Consider the following 19,674-nt stretch of genomic DNA (forward strand, 5'->3'; position numbering starts at 1 on the left):
CCTGGGGTGAGAATATGAAGGTTTTGTTCACCAAGAAAAATATTGATAAAAAAATGATTTCCGAGAAATTTGGGAGTCGTTTTTCTTATGACATCGTGGATGTAATCAGAGTGAAGTCATTACAGATGGAACCTTTTGACCTGAAAAACCATTCCCTGATTTTTACCAGCGTTAATGCCGTGGGGGCATTTTTTGAAAACGGATTTAAACCCAATGAGGACTTTACCGACCGTAATTACAATAAGATTTACTGTGTAGGCCAGAAAACCAAGAAAAAACTCCGCGAATATGGTTTCGGAACTTTTAAGGTGAAGAAGCACGCTAAAGATTTGGCAGAGTTCATCATTGAAAATTCCGGCCGGGAAAAATTTATTCATTTTTGCGGTAATTTGGCGCTGGATGTGTTAAACAATGCGTTGCCGCTGCAGAATATCTCCTACAGAAAAGTAGTTATCTACGAAACTGAGTTGCTGTATCCACAGGTGCACGGTGAGTATGATGCCATAGCATTTTTCAGCCCCAGTGGGGTGCGCAGCTTTACCAAATACAATTCCCTGGAAGGCAAGAAAATATTTTCCCTGGGAAATACCACAACTCAGGAAGTGAAAAACCATACCGACAAAAGAATTTACACCAGCAGAGAAAGCAGTTTTGAAGATATGCTGGATTTAATATTGAAATATGATTAAGAACGATTTATATCTGAAAGCCCTCAGAGGCGAAACCGTGGAGCGTCCACCTGTGTGGATGATGAGACAGGCAGGCAGATACCTGCCGGAATTTATTGAACTGCGCAATAAATACGATTTCTTCACCCGTTGTCAGACGCCGGAACTTGCCTCCGAGATTACCGTGCAGCCCATCCGCAGGTTTCCGCTGGATGCTGCCATCCTTTTTTCCGATATTTTGGTGGTTCCTCAGGCGATGGGGATTGATTTCAAGATGAAGGAAAGTGTCGGGCCCTGGCTGGATAATCCCATCCGCACCACAGAGCAGGTAAATAATGTAGTGGTACCGGATGTTAATGATACCCTGGGATACGTTTTTGATGCAATAGAAATGACATTGGAAAAGCTGGATAATGAAATCCCGCTTATCGGGTTTGCAGGTTCGCCATGGACCATCCTATGCTACTGTGTGGAAGGTAAAGGCAGCAAGGCATTTGATATTGCCAAAGCGTTCTGTTTCACCAATCCCGAAGCTGCACATCTTCTGCTTCAGAAAATTACAGATACTACAATCGCTTATCTGAAGAGAAAAGTAGAGAAAGGAGTTTCTGCAGTTCAGGTATTCGACAGTTGGGGAGGCATGCTTTCGCCTACTGATTATAAAGAATTTTCCTGGCAGTATATTGACCAGATTGTTGAAGCTTTAAGTGCGCTTACACATGTTGTGGTTTTTGGTAAAGGTTGCTGGTTCGCACTGGAAGATATGACCAAATCAAAAGTTTCAGCATTAGGTGTAGACTGGACCATTACGCCGGAAATAGCGAGAAAACTGACCCACAATTCTATCACGCTGCAGGGTAATTTTGATCCGGCACGGCTTCATTCGTCACCCGAAACCATCAGACGTATGGTCCATGAAATGATTGACCGGTTCGGTAAAGACAAATACATCGTAAATCTGGGCCACGGAATCCTGCCCAATATTCCTGTTGAAAATGCTGAGGCCTTTATTAAGGCAGTAGTGGAGTGGAAAGGATAAGTAAAGAACGCTGAAAAAGGGTAAAAACGCAGATTTTTCTGCGTTTTCGTTTTTAATGACTATTTCTTTACATATTTCCAGTTCCGTCCCTTACCTTCAGAAATCCATTCAACTGCTTGCGCCATTCTTTTGTTGCGGGTTGCCTCGGTTTTAGCTTCGGTGAGCCACATAATATATTCTTTCCGGAAGGATGGTGAGGCGCTTTCAAAAAATTCCTTTGCCTTGCCGTTATGCTGAAGTGCATCGGCAAGGTAATCCGGAACCTCCACCTCCGATGGATTCGGACTCGACTTCTTAATGCTGGCGCCCATGTCTGTAAGTTCCATCGCTTCCAGAATACAGTTCTTCAGTTGAGCTTTGGAAGGTAAATCTTCAATTTTGGTAATCTTACCCAGCGTGAACATGGAGTTTTTCTCCCGACCTTGCGTAAGTTCCTTCATTGTTTTCATTTCGCTTTCCAGCCAGAAGCCGAAGGCACAATGCTGCTTAAAGGCAGCCATTGAACATAAATTTTTCCCTTTATAGATGAAATGAGGAAAACTCCATTTCATGGCTTCTGTTGTCCCGGGGCAGAACTCGTGTACTGTTTCCCGTATATATTCCAAAACAGGCTGTGCGAAGGGTTGCGCATTTTGAATGTAGGCATCAACTTTTGAATTCATACATGTCTTTAATTCTATGAGTAGAGTTTTACGGTTTCATTCACAACAAACCGAACCTGATCGGGCCGGCCGCGGTCATTCTTGGGCTGGTCCTTATAGCTTCCTGTTCTCACAATGACCATGTTATGTTCTGGAACAATAATAACATACTGTCCCTGCAAACCCAGCAGGAAATAGTGTTTTACGGGATTGTCGTTGTTAATCCAGACGCCCAGTCCATAAATCCCGGCAGAAGCCGGTGTAGGGGTAATCATCTCCTGCACAAAATCCTCATTCAGCACCTGTACTCCGTTCGCTTTTCCTTTGTTCAGCATCATGAGTCCGAGTTTTGCAAAGTCGCGTGGCACCGCGTGGATGCAGCAAAAGGTTTTTTCCATACCGCTGTTGTCGGTGGTCCATTCCGCAGGCTGTTCCATTCCGAGCGGCTTCCATATTTTTTCGGAAAGATAATTGGCAACAGAAGTGTTTACCGCTTTTCTCAGTGCGAAGCCCAGCAGTTGCGTGGAACCACTCTGGTATTCAAACCGTTTTCCGGGTGCCTGCTTGAATCCCTGTGAATGAATAGCCTGCTCCAGACTGTTGCCATAGTAGGCTCTCGCATTTGGAGCCAGCGGATTTTTATAATCTTCATTCCAGTTCAGTCCGGATTCCATAGCGGCCAAGTGCCTCAGGGTAAGGTCGCGTCCGTACTGAGTATCTTTATAATTATCATAAAAATCAGTGAATTTACTGTCCAGGGTTTCAATTTTGCCTTCTTCCAGGGCCTTGCCGGTAAGCATTACAGCAACTGTTTTGGCCATTGAGAATGAATTTGAACGGGTATTTTCGTCATACCCCATCCAGTACTGTTCATGAAGGAGTTTGCCGTCCTTCACAACCAGAAATGATACCGTCTTCGATTCTTCAAGACTTTTCAAAAGATTTTGGGGCAGCGGTTTTTTATTATATTTCTCATCCTTTAGCCAGGGAACCGGCTTGCCGGAGGCTACGGTATTGCTTGGAAAAAGCTTTAGATCATCTATGGTCGCACTTTTTTCGCCGCGAAAATAGGTTTTCGCGATTCCCTTAAAAAGATAACCGTAATCAAATAGGTAAACGGCGGCTATGGTTCCGGCGGCCACGGCAGCGGCGCCAGTCAGGATTTTTTTCAAGATGAGGTTGTTTCAGACAAATTTAGATAAAAAAAGTTCCGCAAATTGCGGAACCCTTATTGTTTTTTCGCCCGGAAACAGTCGGTTAGATCTTGCTAAGCAGGTTTCTGAAATTAGTCTTCTCGTCGATGATCCGGCGCAAATCTGCCACCGGAACTCTTTCCTGCTGCATCGTATCGCGGTCTCTAAGTGTTACTGTGTGGTCAGTAAGCGTGTCGTGGTCAATCGTGATACAGAACGGCGTACCTATCGCGTCCTGACGGCGGTAACGCTTACCGATACTGTCCTTATCTTCATAAATCATATTGAAATCGAATTTCAGGTCATTAAAGATTTTCTCACCATATTCACCAAGGCCGTCTTTCTTCATCAAAGGTAAGATAGCCGCTTTTACCGGAGCCAGCGCCGGCGGAAGTGAAAGAACTGTTCTTTCCGAACCGTCTTCCAAAACTTCCTCTTTCAGTGAGTTTGAGAAAACCGCAAGGAACAAACGGTCCAGACCAACCGAAGTTTCTACTACATAGGGAATGTAATTCTCGTTTCTTTCGGAATCAAAATACTGCAGTTTTCTGCCGGAATGCTGCTCATGCGCTTTCAGATCGAAATCGGTTCTGGAGTGAATGCCTTCCAGTTCCTTAAATCCGAACGGGAATTTGAATTCAATATCTGCCGCGGCATTTGCGTAATGCGCCAGCTTTTCGTGGTCATGGAATTTATAGTTATCTGCGCCCAGACCTAAAGCCAGGTGCCAATTCAAACGTTTCTGTTTCCATTCTTCGTAGAAACCGAGTTCAGTTCCCGGTGGTACGAAGAACTGCATTTCCATCTGTTCGAATTCGCGCATTCTGAAGATGAACTGTCTGGCTACGATTTCATTACGGAAGGCTTTGCCAATCTGTGCAATGCCGAATGGAAGTTTATGCCGTGACGTTTTCTGAACGTTCAGGAAGTTCACGAAAATTCCCTGCGCCGTTTCAGGTCTTAAGTATAAATCAGTGGCCGAATCTGCGGAAGCGCCTAATTTGGTTCCGAACATTAAATTGAACTGGCGCACATCTGTCCAGTTTTTGGAACCTGTATCCGGATCAGCGATCTCAAGTTCCTCGATCAAAGCTTTTACATCCGCCAAATCTTCATTTTCCAATGATTTTGCCATTCTGGAAAGAATTGTTTTCTGCTTGTCGCGGTATTCCAGAACACGACCGTTCGTGGTTTCAAATTCGTTCTTGTCGAAAGCATCACCAAATCTTTTTGCGGCCTTATCAATTTCTTTCTGCGCTTTTTCTTCGAGTTTCGCACAGTAATCTTCCAGCAAAACATCGGCTCTGAAGCGTTTTTTAGAGTCCTTATTATCGATCAAAGGATCATTGAAAGCATCCACATGGCCGGAGGCTTTCCATATTGTGGGATGCATGAAGATCGCGGAGTCAATACCCACGATATTTTCATTCATCTGCACCATGGCCTTCCACCAATACTGTTTGATGTTGTTTTTCAGTTCCGTACCGTTCTGTCCGTAATCGTAAATTGCTGAGAGTCCGTCATATATCTCACTGGATGGGAATATAAAACCATATTCTTTCGCATGTGAGATCAGTTTCTTGAAAACATCTTCCTGTTTGGCCATGATTATTAATTATTTGGCGCAAAAATAGGGAATTATTTCTGTTTGACCGGCGTCGGAAATGAGGGATCCTAACCTTTTACGAATGAAAAAGACGGGTGAAAAACCCGTCTCAAAACTTATATTATCATTAATCAGAAATTATAGCTTAATGCTACTCCAGTACCTGCCGATTCCAGTTTGAAATGTGGCCGGAATGCTGTGGACTCACCATTCTCTAAAGCTAAAGCCTTTTTTGCCTGCTTGTCTGCAGCATAGGCAAAGGGGATTCCAACTCCCACCAGGCCCGCACCAATCCCTACAACAGCCCAGCCTCGGGATGGTTTATTTTCGTATACCACTCCATTTCTAACCTCGGTCTTTTTGCCGGAGAGCGCGGGTACGATACCGAAACCGATCAGGAAGCCACCGGCATAGCTGAACACATTGGATACGGCAGCATTTGTTCTGGCTTTGTGGAAAGTGCTTGCAGCGTTGGGGTCTTTAAATACACTACGGAATTCTTTCAATTTGTAGGTTTGTCCATCCTTAACTAATTTGTTTTTTTCCATTGTAACCTGTGCGGTCCCGAGTGTGAAGCTGAGCATCATCCCGAAGAGAATCATTTTTTTCATGGTGTTTAGTTTTATTTTGCGGCAAAAATAGTGTTTTGTTCAATTGAATTGAGATAATTCCGGCCGACTTATGTCAGTTTCAGCAACTATTTTTTCGAATTAGTGGATTGCAGGATTGGTGGCTTGCTCATATACTGCTGCCTTTCCGTTATTATAAGACAGGAGGGTGGGGTGTTAGCTGCACGGATAGAGCAAAAAACCCTATTTTTGTGTTTCAAAATTTTCGCATGTATAAAAGCTTTATCCGCCCTTTATTATTCAAATTTGACCCTGAAGAAGTTCATTATTTTACGTTCTCTGTTTTGAAGAATTTTAAATTTCTGACTTCAATTGTATTTCCGAAACCAATTGTAGACAAGCGTCTTGAAAGGGAGGTTTTTGGATTAAAATTTAAAAATCCTGTAGGTTTGGCCGCGGGCTTTGATAAGGATGCGAAAATGTTCTCCGAACTTTCAGATCTCGGTTTTGGCTTTATTGAAATAGGAACGCTGACTCCCAAGCCTCAGGATGGAAATCCTAAGAAGAGATTATTCAGACTAAAGGAAGATTCGGCAATCATTAACCGGATGGGTTTTAATAACGGTGGTGTAGATGCTGCGGTGGAACGTCTGAAGAAAAATAAAAACGTGCTTATTGGCGGTAATATCGGAAAGAATAAAATCACGCCCAACGAAGAAGCCGTCAATGACTATATTATCTGTTTTGAAAAGCTTTTCCCTTATGTAGATTATTTTGTCGTAAATGTAAGTTCACCCAATACGCCCAATTTACGAGCTTTGCAGGATAAGGAGCCTTTAACTAAACTTTTAAGTGAACTTCAAACCCTGAATGTTGCTAAGGAAAAACCCAAGCCAATTTTGCTGAAAATCGCGCCTGATCTTACTGATGATCAACTAATGGATATCATCGATATAGTAAAGATAACCGGAATTGCGGGAGTAATTGCCACCAACACGACTCTTTCGCGTGAAGGTTTGAGATCTGACAACAAAGTTGAAAGTGGGGGTCTTTCAGGCAAACCGCTCACCAAGCGTTCGACTGAGGTGATACGTTTCCTCTCCGAAAAAAGCAATAAAGCATTTCCAATTATCGGTGTGGGTGGTATTCATTCCGCTGAGGATGCTTTGGAAAAACTGGAAGCCGGCGCAAGCCTGGTACAACTGTATACCGGTTTCATTTATGAGGGACCTGAACTGATCCATGAGATTAACACTAAACTTCTGGAACAAGAAAAGGAACTTATGTCTTAAAGCTTGCTGTTCGCAAATCAGATAAAAAAGTTGCTTACAGTATAAATAATCAGTCCCACCAGACCTCCCACCAGTGTTCCGTTTACACGTATAAACTGAAGGTCTTTTCCTACTTCCAGTTCAAGTTTTTCGCTTAGTTCTCTGCCTTCCCAATTGCCCACAGTAGAACTGATAAGATGTGACGCCTGGTGCGTATTCTTCAGGATGTATTTGTAGGCCGTAACGCGCACCCAATGATCGATTTTATACTGTAGTTTCTCGTCGGTCTGAAGATTTTGGGACAGTTCAGACAGGTTTTTCGTCAGGTAGCGTTTCAGGGCCGAATCTTCTTCCTCCAATTCCTGTGTTAAAGACTGTTTTATCGAACGCCAGATATCTGCTGAATACTCCTTGAGTTTCACATCTGTGAGGAAGTCATTCTTAATATTGCGGAACTCATCTTCCCATTTCTTCTCGGACTGGACCTCCTCAGAAAAGGCAAAAAGTTTAGCCGTAATTTCTGCACGTAAGGAGTGTCCCGGATTATTTTCAACCTCTTCGAAGAATTTTGAAAGCCCGTTGGTAATTTTATCCGCAATTGTATCATCAACGAATTTTGGAATAAGGAAATAGCTTTCTTTCTGTACCCTCTCCTTCACTATTTGCTGGTTGGTCAGTACATATTCCTTTATCTGTTTGGCAAGACCCGTGATCATTTTCTGGTGATCTTCCTTCTCAACTAAATATTCTATTCCGCTGCCAACTATGCGGTTTATTTTCAGGTCGTTGGTCATTTCCCTCGCCTTTTTTGCGATAAGTTCTGCCGCTGCGTCATCATCCAGTTTATGCAAGATGTTAAGAACCATTTTTGAAAGTTCAGCAACGAGGTTTCGCTGGTTTTTCTCTTTTGACAGCCACTCTCCCGCAATATTTGAGATCCTGATTTTCTGAATATAAGGGCGTATGTTTTGAGGTGACAGGAAGTTTGAGACCACAAAGGTCCCAAGATTATCACCAATGCGCTCTTTACTGTTTTGAATCAGGTTGGTATGTGGGATCTTAAGTCCGAGGGGATGATGGAATAGTGCGGTAACCGCGAACCAGTCGGCGAGTGCACCCACCATAGCTGCCTCAGAGAAGGCCCGGATATAGCCTATCCAGTGGGCTGGATTCTGCTTTTCCAGCACGGTCGTAATTACAAATACGACGGCCATTAATACAAACAGTCCGGTGGCAAACATTTTATATTTCCGCAGCTGCTTACGTTTTAGGTGATCGTTCATATCTCAAATTTATGTAAATCCTACTGAAAGCAGTGCTGCTATTAACATGCCGATACTATAATGTACCGGCAAATTTGACCGCAAGTATTTTACTGAAGCCGTTTTAATATTTATACCTAATTTTGAAGATATTTTGAACAGAATGAAACCTTTGCTTTTCCTGCTCTTTCTGATTAACCTTCAGATGTGTACACAGTTAAACCAATCCGAAAATACTAAAGTTATGCAAAATACTCCCGAAAATCCTTATTACTCCAGAACAGACCGTACAAAACTTACCGTCACAAACGCCGAATGGAAAAAGATCCTGCCACCCGACCTGTATGCAATTGCCCGCGAAGCCGATACGGAAAGACCTTTTACCGGGAAATATAATGAATTTGATGAGCTGGGTGATTATTACTGTGCTGTTTGCGGTAATCATCTTTTCCGTTCGGATTCTAAATTCTCGTCTACCTGTGGCTGGCCAAGTTTTTTTGAGGCTGATAAGGAGGGAGTGGCTTATAACCGTGACTCCAGTCATGGGATGGAAAGGATTGAGGTGGTTTGTAAACGCTGCGATTCACACTTGGGTCATGTCTTTAACGACGGTCCGCCACCGACAGGGATGAGATATTGTATGAATTCTGTGAGCCTTGAATTTGTAGGTGACTCCCAAAAATAATAACAAAATGTAGCGCAAAAGCTGTTAAATTCTCTTAATTAGAGTTAAACTTTTGGGATGTAACTTCCTGAAGGATATTGTTATGTAATTTTGCCGCACCAATCAATTTAACATAATAATATGCGTAATTTACTTCTGGCTGTCTCAGCCACCTTTATACTGACCACCTCCTTTTACAGAGATACCCGCGAAGTTTCTGATGACAATACTATTGAAAATCCTGTGCCGCTTTCGTCCGAAAGTGAAAATTCACCTGTACTGAATGTTGATGCTGCAGCTGAACTCTACAAGACAATCGACTTCGGAAGTGGCAATAAGATGAATGAAGAAGTTTTCGGGAAGGCTTTTCAGGGATATTCAAACTTAATGAAAGCCGGAAAACTTGATAACGGTGCGGGCATTCTGACCGTTTGTGATTTCTCACTTTCATCAACAAAGAAAAGATTGTGGGTTATTGACATGAATTCTAAAAAGGTTCTTTTCAATGAGTTGGTAGCCCACGGAAAGAATACAGGAGAAGAATTTGCGACAAAATTCTCGAACACCGAAAGTTCACTGCAAAGCAGCATGGGTTTTTATATTACGGAATCTACTTACAATGGTTCTAACGGTTACTCGCTGAAGCTGATCGGGATGGATAAAGGCTACAACGACAACGCGTACAAACGTGCCATCGTAATGCATGGTGCCGATTATATTAGTGAGGAATTCATTAAGGCACAGAACAGGATTGGCCGCAGTTGGGGCTGCCCCGCCGTGGCACGTGAACTGGCGGAACCTATAATCAACACCATAAAAGGTCAGAATGTGCTCTTCATCTACTATCCGGACCAAACATATCTGGAATCTTCTGAATGGCTTAAGGCATAACTGCTATAATACATAATAAAAAGGGAAGCCGGCGTATGCTGACTTCCCTTTTTTTATTACCCAAACTACTATCAGAATTTGAGGTCGAGGCCTAAATAAAAATTTGCCGGCATAATGGGTGCGTACACCATTCCGCCGTCAAAATAATTTCCAAAAGGATTGGAGGCATCAATAATGGGATTGTCCTGGGTAAATGATGTCAGGTTTTCGCCGCCCACGTAAACTCTGATGTTTTCCGAGAAGTCACGCGAAATCTGCGCATTCAGCGTCATGAAAGGGTCTGATCTGCGCGCCAGCTGAAATTGTGCAGGATTGGATGAGAGGTTCGGCAGGTCTTGTTTTCCCACGTACTGAAGTGTGGTATCGAAAGCCCAGAAAGCTTTTTTTTCATTGGCAGCGGTGCTGTACGAGGCATTAAAAAACCCTCTGTTCTTAGCCATAAAAGGTATGTTTCTTCTGCCTTCCAGATAATCTGCCTGCACATCATAGTATTTGTAAGCCAGACGAAGGTCCAGGTTTTTAGCCGGTGAAAAGTCCAGCTGGGTCTGGAAACTGTTGGCAAAGGATTTTCCGTTCAGATTATAGAATACAATTTTCTGTGGAGATACGTCAAGGTCTGTCAGGACCTGATTCTGGAAGTCCGTGCGGAAGAAATCAGCTACCAAAGTAGCTTTCCTGCTGAAAAGGTTAAATTCCTGCTGTAGGCTGGCACCGTAATTCCATGCAGTTTCAGGCTTCAGGTCATATATCTTACCGCCATTTCCCAGTATTTCGATTTGCCTGTTGGACGCAAAATACTGCTGGTTTTCAGCAAAGACATTCGCTGTGCGGAATCCTCTTCCGGCCGAAAGACGAAGTATGGTCTTCGGTGTAAAGTCATATTTAAAATTAACACGCGGTGTGAACTGCGTTCCGGCCAGATTGTGAAAATCGGCTCTGGCCCCGGCCACCAAAGTATATTTTTCTCCTGTTAGGGTGTATTCCAGGAAGAGTCCGGGAACAGTTTCTGTGCGGCTATAGCCCTCCTGAAGATATACTTCATCAAATTTATCAAACAGGAAACTCGCACCGGCTTTGTATTTGTGGTTGGTGTTTCCCAAGATGCTTTCAAAAATCAGATTGGAATAAAAGGTGCTTTGCTTGCCCAAATAATTCCTGTTTCCGAAGAAACTGTCCTGTTCGTGATGGCTGTACTGGTTCATCCAGCCGATACTTTGGTAAGGTTTGCCTTCAAAAACATACCCCGTCTTGTTCCAGATATCAAATTTAGCCAGGTCAATTCCGATTCCGTAAAAACTCTGCTGAGACTGGTCAGTATGTCTGTCATAGTCTTTCTGTCCACCGTGTCGCTGATCCTTAACGAAACTTATTCCGAAGTGCGTTCCCAGTCCCGAATTTTCCAGGTCATTGTAATTAAGTAAATAAGCGGCATTGATCTGATTGCCTGTGGGCTGATCCAGGAAGCCGTCGTCATTTGTGTCCATTTTTGCTACAGTTGCATTTCCGTGCAGAAGTACTGTCTGATTCCATTGGCCGGTAAGCGCGCTTGTTGATGTGATATTAGTTTCAAACCTGCCGTTGACATCGCCAAAGAAATTAAGAGCTGTTTCCGGAGTTGTCTGGAACTTCAGGAATTCAGTATTGATTTGTCCGGTTATACTTTCATATCCGTTGGTTACCGTACTTCCGCCTTTAGTCAGCTGTATGCCGCCGATCCACCGGCCTGGAATCAAGTTAAGTCCGTAAGGTGAGGCCAAACCACGTATTGAGGGCAGCAGTTCCCTTGTGAGCGAGGTGTACTTCTGGTCCAGACCTAACATTTTCAGCTGTTTTGTGCCGGAAACAGCATTACTGAAAGAAACATCTACAGTTGCATTCGTTTCAAAACTTTCTGATAGGTTGCAGCAGGCCGCCTTCAGCAATTCTTTTTGGCCAATGTTAAAGGTTAGACCGGCAGATTTGCGGCTTAGTGAAGTTGCTTCTTCCTTCTTGGTGATCAGGACACCGTCTATATCATGGTCAATATGGTCCTTATGCTGGGTAAAATCCTTGGGAGCTTGCTGTTCATCGCTGTGAACCAGATCACTCTTTACACCAAAAGCCAGTTCGCGGTCGTAGAGGCAGCATGCGGGCAAAGCATTATACACAGAATCCTTTGCCAGGAATTTTTCATTGTCGTGACCAGCCTCTGCAATTTTCTGCAGAATAATGTCTGAAGATGTTTTTGATGGGTCAAAATTGAGCACCACAGTCTGGGTCTCAGAATTCCAGTCCGCAGTTGTGGCGCCGGCGTCTTTGGCGGCCTTTTCAATCCTGGCTTTGCATGAACCACAGTTTCCTTTTACAAAAAATGTATTCGCAGGTAAGGCGGAAACACTGGCTTGCGGTTCTATGTTGGTCGTCAGGAACGAAGGTGTCCTTTCGTACAGGCAGCAGCCGGGAAGGTTACTGTACACTGAGTCGGGAGCGGTATATTTTTCATTGTCGTGACCAACCTCGGCGACTTTTTTAAGTATCGTATCTCCTGTAACCCTGGCAGCGTCGTATTTTACACTCAGCGTTTGGGTGTTGGCGTTCCAGTTGGCGGATGCCGCACCGGCGCTCTTTGCGGTGGTTTCTATTCTGTCTTTACACATACCACATTCACCTTTTACTTTGAAGGTGGATTCGGTAATGGTTTGGGCATTTAATAACTGAGTGAAGAAAAGGGATATAATCAGAACACTTTTTAATAAAGTTTTCATCGTAAAAATTTAGATTAATTAAAAGAGAATTTGCCCAGTGAACGTACCTTGGGCATAGAATCGGATAATTAACCTATTTTAGGAGGTTGCCAGATTTTGGCTGCGGCATCGGAAAGTTCGGGGCTTAAATAGCTAAAGGCCTTGCTGTTGTCTGCAGCGGATAAGGTGTTATCTGTTACCTTAATGTCCGGTGCAATGGAGGCAAAAACCGTGGTAGTGGAGCAGGATTTGCAGCTCGTACAGTCACCTCCACAGGATTTTTTTTCTCCACTATGACAAGGCTTGCTATCACTTTCAGGAGAGGGACAGCAGTCTGCGGAACCGGAAACAGAGCAGCAGTCCTGCTGGAGGAGTTGAGCAAAGAGGTTCTGCTTAGGCATTACAAAAATACCCAAACAGAAAATTAAAATCAGTATGTGAAGTTTCCCTGCCATTTAAGGCACAAAATTAGGCAATTTATTTTAAAGGTGCGCCTACGGCGATATCACATCTGTGTCCGGGCTGGCCATGGGCAGGGTTAAGACCCGCTTTTCCGGTGGTCGCAGCTGCCGGTTTGTTTGCAACGTTATACGCCATTGGGTCTGGTGTACCAGTGGCGGGAACTATGCTGGCAGGTGTCGCCGTGCCTGTAGTACTTTTGGCAGGGCTGTTAAGCGGTGCCCCAACGGAGATATCGCACCTGTGGCCGGGTTGGCCGTGTGGCGGGTTCATGCCGGGAGCGGTAGTAGGTGGTGGTGTTACATTATAAGCCGCGGGATCTTTCTTCGCCGAATTAGGATCTACAGTAATGGACTGCTGAGCAGCAGGGCTTTTTGCGGCAGAATTAAGTGGTGCACCTACAGGAATCTCGCATTTATGTCCGGGCTGTCCGTGTGGAGGGTTGGTGCCGGGTGCTGTTTGCTGTGCTCCGGCGGTGTTCTGTGCCACGCCGGGTACCGATGCCGTTCCACCTGCAGGTAACAGCATATTTGAGGCTTGGGCCTTTGCTGCATCAGCTTTGCTGTTTGTGGAAGCTGCAGTGTTTGAATCCTTAAGATAAGTGGGCTTCTGGTCTTTGTTACAGGAGTTGAGGGCCAGAATACTTGCGATTATAAATAGTGTACTAATTTTCATGTTGTTATCTTCTGATTCAGCAAAAATAGGAAATTCTGCTGACTTTGCAGTATCTGTTTGTTTTTTGTAAAATTCTCGTATTTTGAACGGTTTACAGCTTGAAAAATTTACATTTGCAGCTAAAATAAAACTAAAGTACTTATGAAAAATGTATTTGTATTGATCTTTATGGTCTTTTCTGTGGTGTTGTTTTCTCAGGACAGGAAAAGTTTAGGTCAGGATTTTGTGAAATCCATGTTCTCAGATAATGAAAGTGAAAGGGCGTATGCAATGTTTGACTCAACGATTAAAGAACAGCTTCCGCCGTCCGAATTTAAAGAATTGGGCTCTCAGATCACGGGTCAGACCGGAGCTTTCAAAAAAATCCTTGATGTAAACAATGAGGAGGATACCTATTATTTTTATTCTGAATTTGAAAAGACCAGTCTGGATGTTCAGGTCACCTTTAACAAAGAGAATAAAATTGCAGGCTTTTATTTCGTACCTCATAAAGAATTTGCAGCCGAAAGTAAGAAGTAAGACCGTAATTTAAAAAAGACAAACAGCAAAAACACCTCGCAGTACTGGACTGCGAGGTGTTTATAATAATAATATTGAAGGATTAGTTTTTTACCAGCAGGCGGAAACCCTCGCCGTGTACGTTAATGATCTCAAGACCCTCATCATCGCGAAGCAGCTTCCGCAGTTTAGCGATATAGACGTCCATACTGCGTGCTGTAAAATAATTTTCCTTTTTCCAGATTTTCCTGAGTGCCAGATCCCGCGGCATGAAATCGTTTCGGTGCTGACAAAGTAGCTTCAGGAGTTCGTTTTCCTTTGGTGAAAGTTTATATTCTTCATCGCCCACGCGGAGTTGCCTCAACATGGAATCGAAGAAAATATTACTGATCTTGAACTGTTCCTGTTCGTCATTTTCTACCGCTGCGCTGCGCTGCAGGATGGCCTTGATCTTGTAAAGCAGTAATTCTGTATCAAAAGGTTTTGTAATATAATCATCAGCTCCCAACTGATACCCCTTCAGGATATCTTCCCGGAGGTTTTTGGCAGTAAGGAAAATGATGGGTGTGTTCTTGTCTATCTTCTTCACGTCTTCGGCGAGTGAGAAGCCGTCTTTTTTTGGCATCATCACATCAAAGATGCAAATGTCGAATTCATTCTCGGTAAATTCCTTCAAACCCTGCTCTCCATCCACTGCAAGGGTCACCTCGAAGTTATTGATGGTTAAGTAGTCCTTCAGAACTGCGCCAAAACTTTGGTCGTCTTCTACCAGTAGGATCCTGTTATTCATTTTATTTGTTTTTTATTGTTTTACTGTGTTTTATACATGATTCATAGGTAGTTTTATGGTGAAAGTACTTCCTTTTCCTTTACGCGATTCTACCAGAACCTGTCCTTTATGGAGTTCAATGATTTTCTTTACGTAGGACAGACCTAAGCCCTGACCTTTCACATTGTGGATGTTACCTGTTTCCTCTCTGAAGAACTTATCAAAAATCCGTTTGTTGTTGTCCACATCCAAACCAATACCTTTGTCTGAAATTTCAATTACATACCAGTTTCCTTCATTTTTGGTCTTTACATTTATCTGAGGTGTTTCCGGCGAATACTTATTGGCATTGTCCAGAAGGTTGATCAGTGCATTGGATATATGGAATTCGTCCACTTTCACAATATATCGGTCTGCCGTGAACTCCTGTTCCAGCGTACCGCTGCGCTGTGCAATGATGAGGCCGAAACTTTCGGTAATTTCTTTGATGAGGTTTCGCAGGTTGGTTTCCTTCAGGAAAAGCTGTACTTCGTTTCTTTCCAGCTTGCTCATGTTCAGTACATTTTCCACCTGCTTTTTCATGCGCAGGTTTTCCTGTTTGATGAGCTGCGAATAATACTTCACCTTCTCCGGGTTGGTGGCAATTTTATCATTGGCCAGCGAATCTGTAGCTACCGAAATGGTGGCCAGCGGCGTCTTGAACTCGTGCGACATGTTATTGATGAAATCCGTTTTAACCTCAGCAATTTTTTTTTGCCTCATCATGTAATTGATTGAAATAATGTAGATTCCAAGGATGGTGAGCAGAGACATAAAAGTTCCCAGCAGCATAGGAAGATTGTTTTTGGCCAGTGAATAGCCTTTTCTAGGAAATACTAAGGAGAGGCTGTAGATGGTCCGGTCTTTACTGTCGGAAAAAATGGGGTAAGTGTAGCTGTCGGCATTCTTCTCCACTTTAAAGATCTCATTCGCTACCGGAGTCAGATTGTTCCGGCTGTCCAGAATTCCGTAGCCGAATTTGGTATCTATGCCCTTAAGGCGGAGTTCCCGCGATATCACAGAATCCAGTACTTCGGGCACAACACGTTTTTCCACCGGCTGATTAATTCCTATAAGCTGCACAAACTCTCTAAGCGTATATTCGCCGCTTTGTATGGACCTGTTCAGGTCTTCTGTAAGAAGTTCGGGCGCGGAGGAATCTCTACGCAATCGTACAAGTGCCTCATCGGTGTACATAGTGGTCACCTTCAGGCTGTCGCCGCGGTGTGAAATGGGAATATCCTTATTTTCAATAATATTCTTGGAGTAGGTTATGGTACGACGGCTGGCCGAATCCTCCACCTGCTGGATGGCTGTTATTGAGGGCTGAGTGCTGGAAGTGACGTCTTTGTCCAGATTTTTATACTGCGCATAATACTTTTCAACCTCTATATCCGTCATTTTTTTGGCTGATGATTCCAATGCCGCGTGCACCTTATTCGAAAAATCCTGTTCCAATGCTTCATAGTAGCTTTTGAGCCAGTAAAACTGCAGCGCAACAAAAACCACCAGAGAGATGGTCATAAAAACAGATATGATGGGAATAAATTTATTGTTCATGAACCCGTTAAATTTCAGGTGTTAAAATTACTGATTTTAAGAATGTAAATGCAAAAAATGCGCTGGAATAATAATAAAATTTTCCTAAAAACGCTCATTTTAACGGTTTATTGTGAATGCTTCGGCATGGTTATAATTGTTTTGAATTCTAATGTTTAAATTTGACATAAAAATATCTCAGGATGAAAGACAGAACAATTGTACAGACGGACCGTGATGCAGCCACGATGTTTATAATGCGGGTTTTCAATGCGGATGTTTCTGCTGTATGGGAACATTTTTCCCGCAAGGAACTTTTGGACCGCTGGTGGGCACCAACTCCCTGGAAATGCGAAACCGGGAGTTTAGACTTTAAGGAAGGGGGTGTATGGCAGTATGCAATGGTGGGACCGGCAGGTGAGCGCCATTATGCCGGAGTTCGCTACAATGAAATCATGTTTCACCGCAGTATTGCCTGGTCTGATTATTTTTCGGATTCTGCCGGCAATATGGACAGCAACAAACCTGTGGTAGACTGGCTGATAGGCTTCACCGGCGTGCAGGAAGGTACAAAGCTCACCGTAAATCTTCATTTCAGATCAGCGGAGGATATGGAAGAGATTATCCAAACCGGTTTTGAAGAAGGTTTCAAAGCTGGTTTGGATAATCTCGAAAGATCTCTGAAGTGAGGTAGGCAGGCAAGCAGCGTTTAAAACAGATCTTCGTCTGTAAAGTACTGGATGATGGCTTTTTTCATCAGCAGTTGCTGCTCATTGGGCTTAAGTTCGGGTAATGCCTCCACTTCACTGAAATGCGGAAAGCCTTCTTTGTCATAATGCGAGAATTTATAGTAGCCAAATGGCTCAAGTAACCTGCAAACCGCAATATGCAGGATGTTGAGCTTATCATCTTTTGTGTATTTCTGCGGCCCGCTGCCCAGTTCCTGAACACCGATCAGAAAAAGGATGGTGTCCAGCGACGGATGTTTTTCGGTATCAAAATTTTCAACAAAGAAACTCTCAACTTTGGTCCACAGCTCTGCTTCGCTCAAATTATTCATGATGTTCTTTTTTCCAGTTTTAGTAAGAATGCAAACTCCAGCGCGTCTTCTTTCAGGCTCTCAAAGCGGCCGCTGGCACCTCCGTGTCCCGAGCTCATGTCGGTTTTGAATAAAAGGAGATTGCTGTCGGTTTTCAGCTCTCTTAGTTTCGCTGTCCATTTGGCAGGCTCCCAATACTGTACCTGTGAATCGTGAAGACCTGTTGTGATAAGCAGGTTTGGGTAATTCCTGGCCTCCACATTATCATAAGGTGAGTATGATTTCATATAATGGTAATATTCACTCTCATTTGGATTACCCCACTCATCATATTCTCCCGTGGTAAGCGGAATGGTTTCGTCCAGCATTGTGGTCACAACATCTACAAACGGTACCTGAGCAATTACACCGTTGAAAAGTTCCGGTTCAAAATTGATTACGGCACCCACGAGTAAACCTCCTGCCGAGCCGCCCATCGCATATAAGTGCCTGGATGACGTGTATTTTATTGAGATCAGATGTTTCGCGACATCGATAAAATCGTAAAAGGTGTTCTTTTTCTTAAGCATCCGGCCTTCTTCGTACCATTCGCGTCCCAGGTACTCGCCACCGCGGATGTGAGCAATGGCATAAATGAAACCCCGGTCCAGAAGGGATAACCGTACGTTAGAAAAACCTGCGTCTACTGTATGACCATAACTTCCGTAACCGTACATCAGCAATGGAGTATCGGGGCTTTTAGCGGTGTCTTTATGGTATACCAGCGAAACGGGGATCATAGTTTCACCATCCCGTGATTTGGCCCAAAGTCTTTCCGAAATATAGTTTTCGGGGCTGAAGTTTCCTCCCATTACCTCCTGCTGCTTCAGCAAGGTGGTTGTCCGCTCTTCCATATCGTATTCGTAGGCTGTCGTAGGTTGTGTCAGGGAGGTGTAACCATAACGCAGTTTAGTGGTGACAAACTCCAGGTTGAGACTTATAAATGCTGTATAGGTTGGGTCAGAAAATTTCAGGTAGTGACTTTCTCCGTTCCGGGAATCGGTCACTTTAAGCCGTAGCAGACCTTCTTTCCTTTCTTCCAGCACAATGAAATGCCTGAAAATTTCAAAGCCCTCCAGCAGTACATCCTCACGGTGTGGTACAATATCCCTCCAGTGGCTGATATCCGGTTTGGTTACCGGTGTTTTAACAAGTTTAAAGTTAAAGGCATCATCAGCATTGGTGATTATATAAAAGTCATCACCAAAATGTTCTACAGAATATTCCAGGTCTTCAGTTCTGGACTGAAGGATTTGCCAGGAACCCAGTGGGTCGCTGGAAGAGATAAACCGGTGCTCGTCTGAGAGCGTGCTTGAACTTCCTATGAAAATGTACTCAAGGGATTTTGTTTTGTAGACGGTTACGTCATACGCCTCATCCTGCTCATGATAAACTTCTTCATCGTTTTCCGGGCTGCTTCCAATCCGGTGCCGGAACACTTTGTATGCGCGCAGGTTTTCGTCCTTTCGGATATAGAAGATATATTGGTTGTCTGCCGACCATACCGCTTTACCCGTACAGTTTTCAATGGTGTCAGGCAAGAGTTTGCCCGTGTTGAGGTCTTTTATCTGAATGGTGTAGATCCTCCTTCCCACGGTGTCGGTGGAGTAGGCTCCCAGGCGGTTATCAGGGCTGGCTGCGGCGCTTCCGAGGTCAAAATAATCATGGCCTTCTGCAAGCTCGTTGGCATCCAGCATAATCTCTTCCGGGCTTTCAAGGGTGAGGTGTTTCCTGCAGAATATGGGATATTCCTTACCTTTCTCATACCGTACAATATACCAATACCCGTTGAAGAAATAGGGAATGGATTCATCATCCTTTCTGTACCGGGCCTTCATTTCACGGTAAAGTTCCTCCTGAAGTTCTTCTGTGTCCTTCATCACAAACCCGGCATATTCATTCTCGGCCTGCAGATAAGCAGTCACTTCCGGATTATCTCTCTCGTTCATCCAGAAATAAGGATCTACACGGCGGTCACCATGGATTTCGAGGATTTTTTCTATTTTCTTTGCTTGTGGGATATTCATTTGGTAATAAAAGGATTCAAAGATAACTATTTCGCGTGGTAGGCCAGGCATTGCTTATGACAG

The 19,674-nt window shown here is 43.8% G+C and carries 19 protein-coding genes; 7 read left to right on the forward strand and 12 right to left on the reverse strand.

Translation table 11 applies throughout. The features are described from left to right. The first annotated feature begins 53 nt into the window (after positions 1 to 53). Complete coding sequence (locus tag P0M11_RS04500) at positions 54 to 689, forward strand: uroporphyrinogen-III synthase (RefSeq protein ID WP_275624632.1); 636 nt, start codon at positions 54 to 56, stop codon at positions 687 to 689. Next, the gene (hemE, locus tag P0M11_RS04505) at positions 682 to 1,707 is read left to right on the forward strand and encodes a uroporphyrinogen decarboxylase (RefSeq protein ID WP_275624633.1); all 1,026 of its coding nucleotides are present in this window, start codon (positions 682 to 684) and stop codon (positions 1,705 to 1,707) included. The genes P0M11_RS04500 and hemE overlap by 8 nt, the downstream gene beginning before the upstream one ends. Before the next feature lie 59 nt (positions 1,708 to 1,766). Here hemE and P0M11_RS04510 read toward each other — a convergent pair whose 3' ends face one another. The 4 genes from P0M11_RS04510 to P0M11_RS04525 form a co-directional block, all read right to left on the reverse strand. Continuing rightward, positions 1,767 to 2,369, reverse strand: a complete 603-nt coding sequence (locus P0M11_RS04510) for a YdeI/OmpD-associated family protein (RefSeq protein ID WP_275624634.1) — start codon at positions 2,367 to 2,369, stop codon at positions 1,767 to 1,769. 14 nt (positions 2,370 to 2,383) lie between these two features. Continuing rightward, complete coding sequence (locus P0M11_RS04515; protein ID WP_275624635.1) at positions 2,384 to 3,520, reverse strand: serine hydrolase; 1,137 nt, start codon at positions 3,518 to 3,520, stop codon at positions 2,384 to 2,386. A gap of 85 nt (positions 3,521 to 3,605) precedes the next feature. Next, a complete protein-coding gene (locus tag P0M11_RS04520) occupies positions 3,606 to 5,147 on the reverse strand; it encodes a glycine--tRNA ligase (RefSeq protein ID WP_275624636.1) in 1,542 nt (513 codons plus the stop codon). Positions 5,148 to 5,278: 131 nt separating this feature from the next. Further along, positions 5,279 to 5,758 (reverse strand): hypothetical protein, encoded by a 480-nt coding sequence (locus P0M11_RS04525; RefSeq protein ID WP_275624637.1) that lies wholly within the window; start codon positions 5,756 to 5,758, stop codon positions 5,279 to 5,281. A gap of 227 nt (positions 5,759 to 5,985) precedes the next feature. On the opposite strand from P0M11_RS04525, the gene P0M11_RS04530 reads away from it, so the two are divergent. Next, entirely contained in the window at positions 5,986 to 7,008 is a 1,023-nt protein-coding gene (locus P0M11_RS04530) for a quinone-dependent dihydroorotate dehydrogenase (RefSeq protein ID WP_275624638.1), read from the forward strand. 17 nt (positions 7,009 to 7,025) lie between these two features. Here P0M11_RS04530 and P0M11_RS04535 read toward each other — a convergent pair whose 3' ends face one another. Then, positions 7,026 to 8,270: a DUF445 domain-containing protein gene (locus tag P0M11_RS04535; protein ID WP_275624639.1), complete on the reverse strand. Its 1,245-nt coding sequence runs from the start codon at positions 8,268 to 8,270 to the stop codon at positions 7,026 to 7,028. 142 nt (positions 8,271 to 8,412) lie between these two features. Between P0M11_RS04535 and msrB the strand changes: the two genes are divergently transcribed. Both msrB and P0M11_RS04545 read left to right on the forward strand, forming a co-directional pair. After that, the gene (msrB, locus tag P0M11_RS04540; RefSeq protein ID WP_275624640.1) at positions 8,413 to 8,934 is read left to right on the forward strand and encodes a peptide-methionine (R)-S-oxide reductase MsrB; all 522 of its coding nucleotides are present in this window, start codon (positions 8,413 to 8,415) and stop codon (positions 8,932 to 8,934) included. A gap of 120 nt (positions 8,935 to 9,054) precedes the next feature. After that, complete coding sequence (locus P0M11_RS04545; protein WP_275624641.1) at positions 9,055 to 9,804, forward strand: murein L,D-transpeptidase catalytic domain family protein; 750 nt, start codon at positions 9,055 to 9,057, stop codon at positions 9,802 to 9,804. Positions 9,805 to 9,875: 71 nt separating this feature from the next. On the opposite strand, the gene P0M11_RS04550 is transcribed toward P0M11_RS04545, so the two are convergent. From P0M11_RS04550 to P0M11_RS04560, 3 genes are all read right to left on the reverse strand, one after another. Further along, positions 9,876 to 12,548 (reverse strand): TonB-dependent receptor, encoded by a 2,673-nt coding sequence (locus P0M11_RS04550; protein WP_275624642.1) that lies wholly within the window; start codon positions 12,546 to 12,548, stop codon positions 9,876 to 9,878. A gap of 68 nt (positions 12,549 to 12,616) precedes the next feature. Next, positions 12,617 to 12,982, reverse strand: coding sequence for a hypothetical protein (locus P0M11_RS04555; protein ID WP_275624643.1), 366 nt, complete (start codon positions 12,980 to 12,982; stop codon positions 12,617 to 12,619). Between the two features lie 22 nt (positions 12,983 to 13,004). After that, entirely contained in the window at positions 13,005 to 13,661 is a 657-nt protein-coding gene (locus P0M11_RS04560) for a hypothetical protein (RefSeq protein ID WP_275624644.1), read from the reverse strand. 141 nt (positions 13,662 to 13,802) lie between these two features. Here P0M11_RS04560 and P0M11_RS04565 point away from each other — a divergent pair, with 141 nt between their 5' ends. After that, a complete protein-coding gene (locus P0M11_RS04565) occupies positions 13,803 to 14,180 on the forward strand; it encodes a DUF3887 domain-containing protein (protein WP_158063069.1) in 378 nt (125 codons plus the stop codon). Positions 14,181 to 14,262: 82 nt separating this feature from the next. Here P0M11_RS04565 and P0M11_RS04570 read toward each other — a convergent pair whose 3' ends face one another. Together P0M11_RS04570 and P0M11_RS04575 are read right to left on the reverse strand one after the other, a co-directional pair. Then, positions 14,263 to 14,949 carry a response regulator transcription factor gene (locus P0M11_RS04570; protein ID WP_158063070.1) on the reverse strand — a complete coding sequence of 229 codons (687 nt, stop codon included), beginning with the start codon at positions 14,947 to 14,949 and terminating at the stop codon, positions 14,263 to 14,265. A 30-nt stretch (positions 14,950 to 14,979) separates the two neighbouring features. After that, the gene (locus tag P0M11_RS04575) at positions 14,980 to 16,527 is read right to left on the reverse strand and encodes a HAMP domain-containing sensor histidine kinase (RefSeq protein WP_158063071.1); all 1,548 of its coding nucleotides are present in this window, start codon (positions 16,525 to 16,527) and stop codon (positions 14,980 to 14,982) included. Positions 16,528 to 16,709: 182 nt separating this feature from the next. On the opposite strand from P0M11_RS04575, the gene P0M11_RS04580 reads away from it, so the two are divergent. After that, positions 16,710 to 17,195 (forward strand): SRPBCC domain-containing protein, encoded by a 486-nt coding sequence (locus P0M11_RS04580; protein ID WP_275624645.1) that lies wholly within the window; start codon positions 16,710 to 16,712, stop codon positions 17,193 to 17,195. A gap of 20 nt (positions 17,196 to 17,215) precedes the next feature. Here P0M11_RS04580 and P0M11_RS04585 read toward each other — a convergent pair whose 3' ends face one another. After that, positions 17,216 to 17,566, reverse strand: a complete 351-nt coding sequence (locus P0M11_RS04585; RefSeq protein WP_158063073.1) for a hypothetical protein — start codon at positions 17,564 to 17,566, stop codon at positions 17,216 to 17,218. Next, positions 17,563 to 19,611 (reverse strand): S9 family peptidase, encoded by a 2,049-nt coding sequence (locus P0M11_RS04590; protein ID WP_275624646.1) that lies wholly within the window; start codon positions 19,609 to 19,611, stop codon positions 17,563 to 17,565. Before P0M11_RS04590 ends, P0M11_RS04585 begins: the two co-directional genes overlap by 4 nt. Positions 19,612 to 19,674: the final 63 nt, after the last annotated feature.

It is taken from the genome of Kaistella sp. PBT33-4 (assembly GCF_029194425.1).
In the GTDB taxonomy this organism is placed as follows: domain Bacteria; phylum Bacteroidota; class Bacteroidia; order Flavobacteriales; family Weeksellaceae; genus Marnyiella.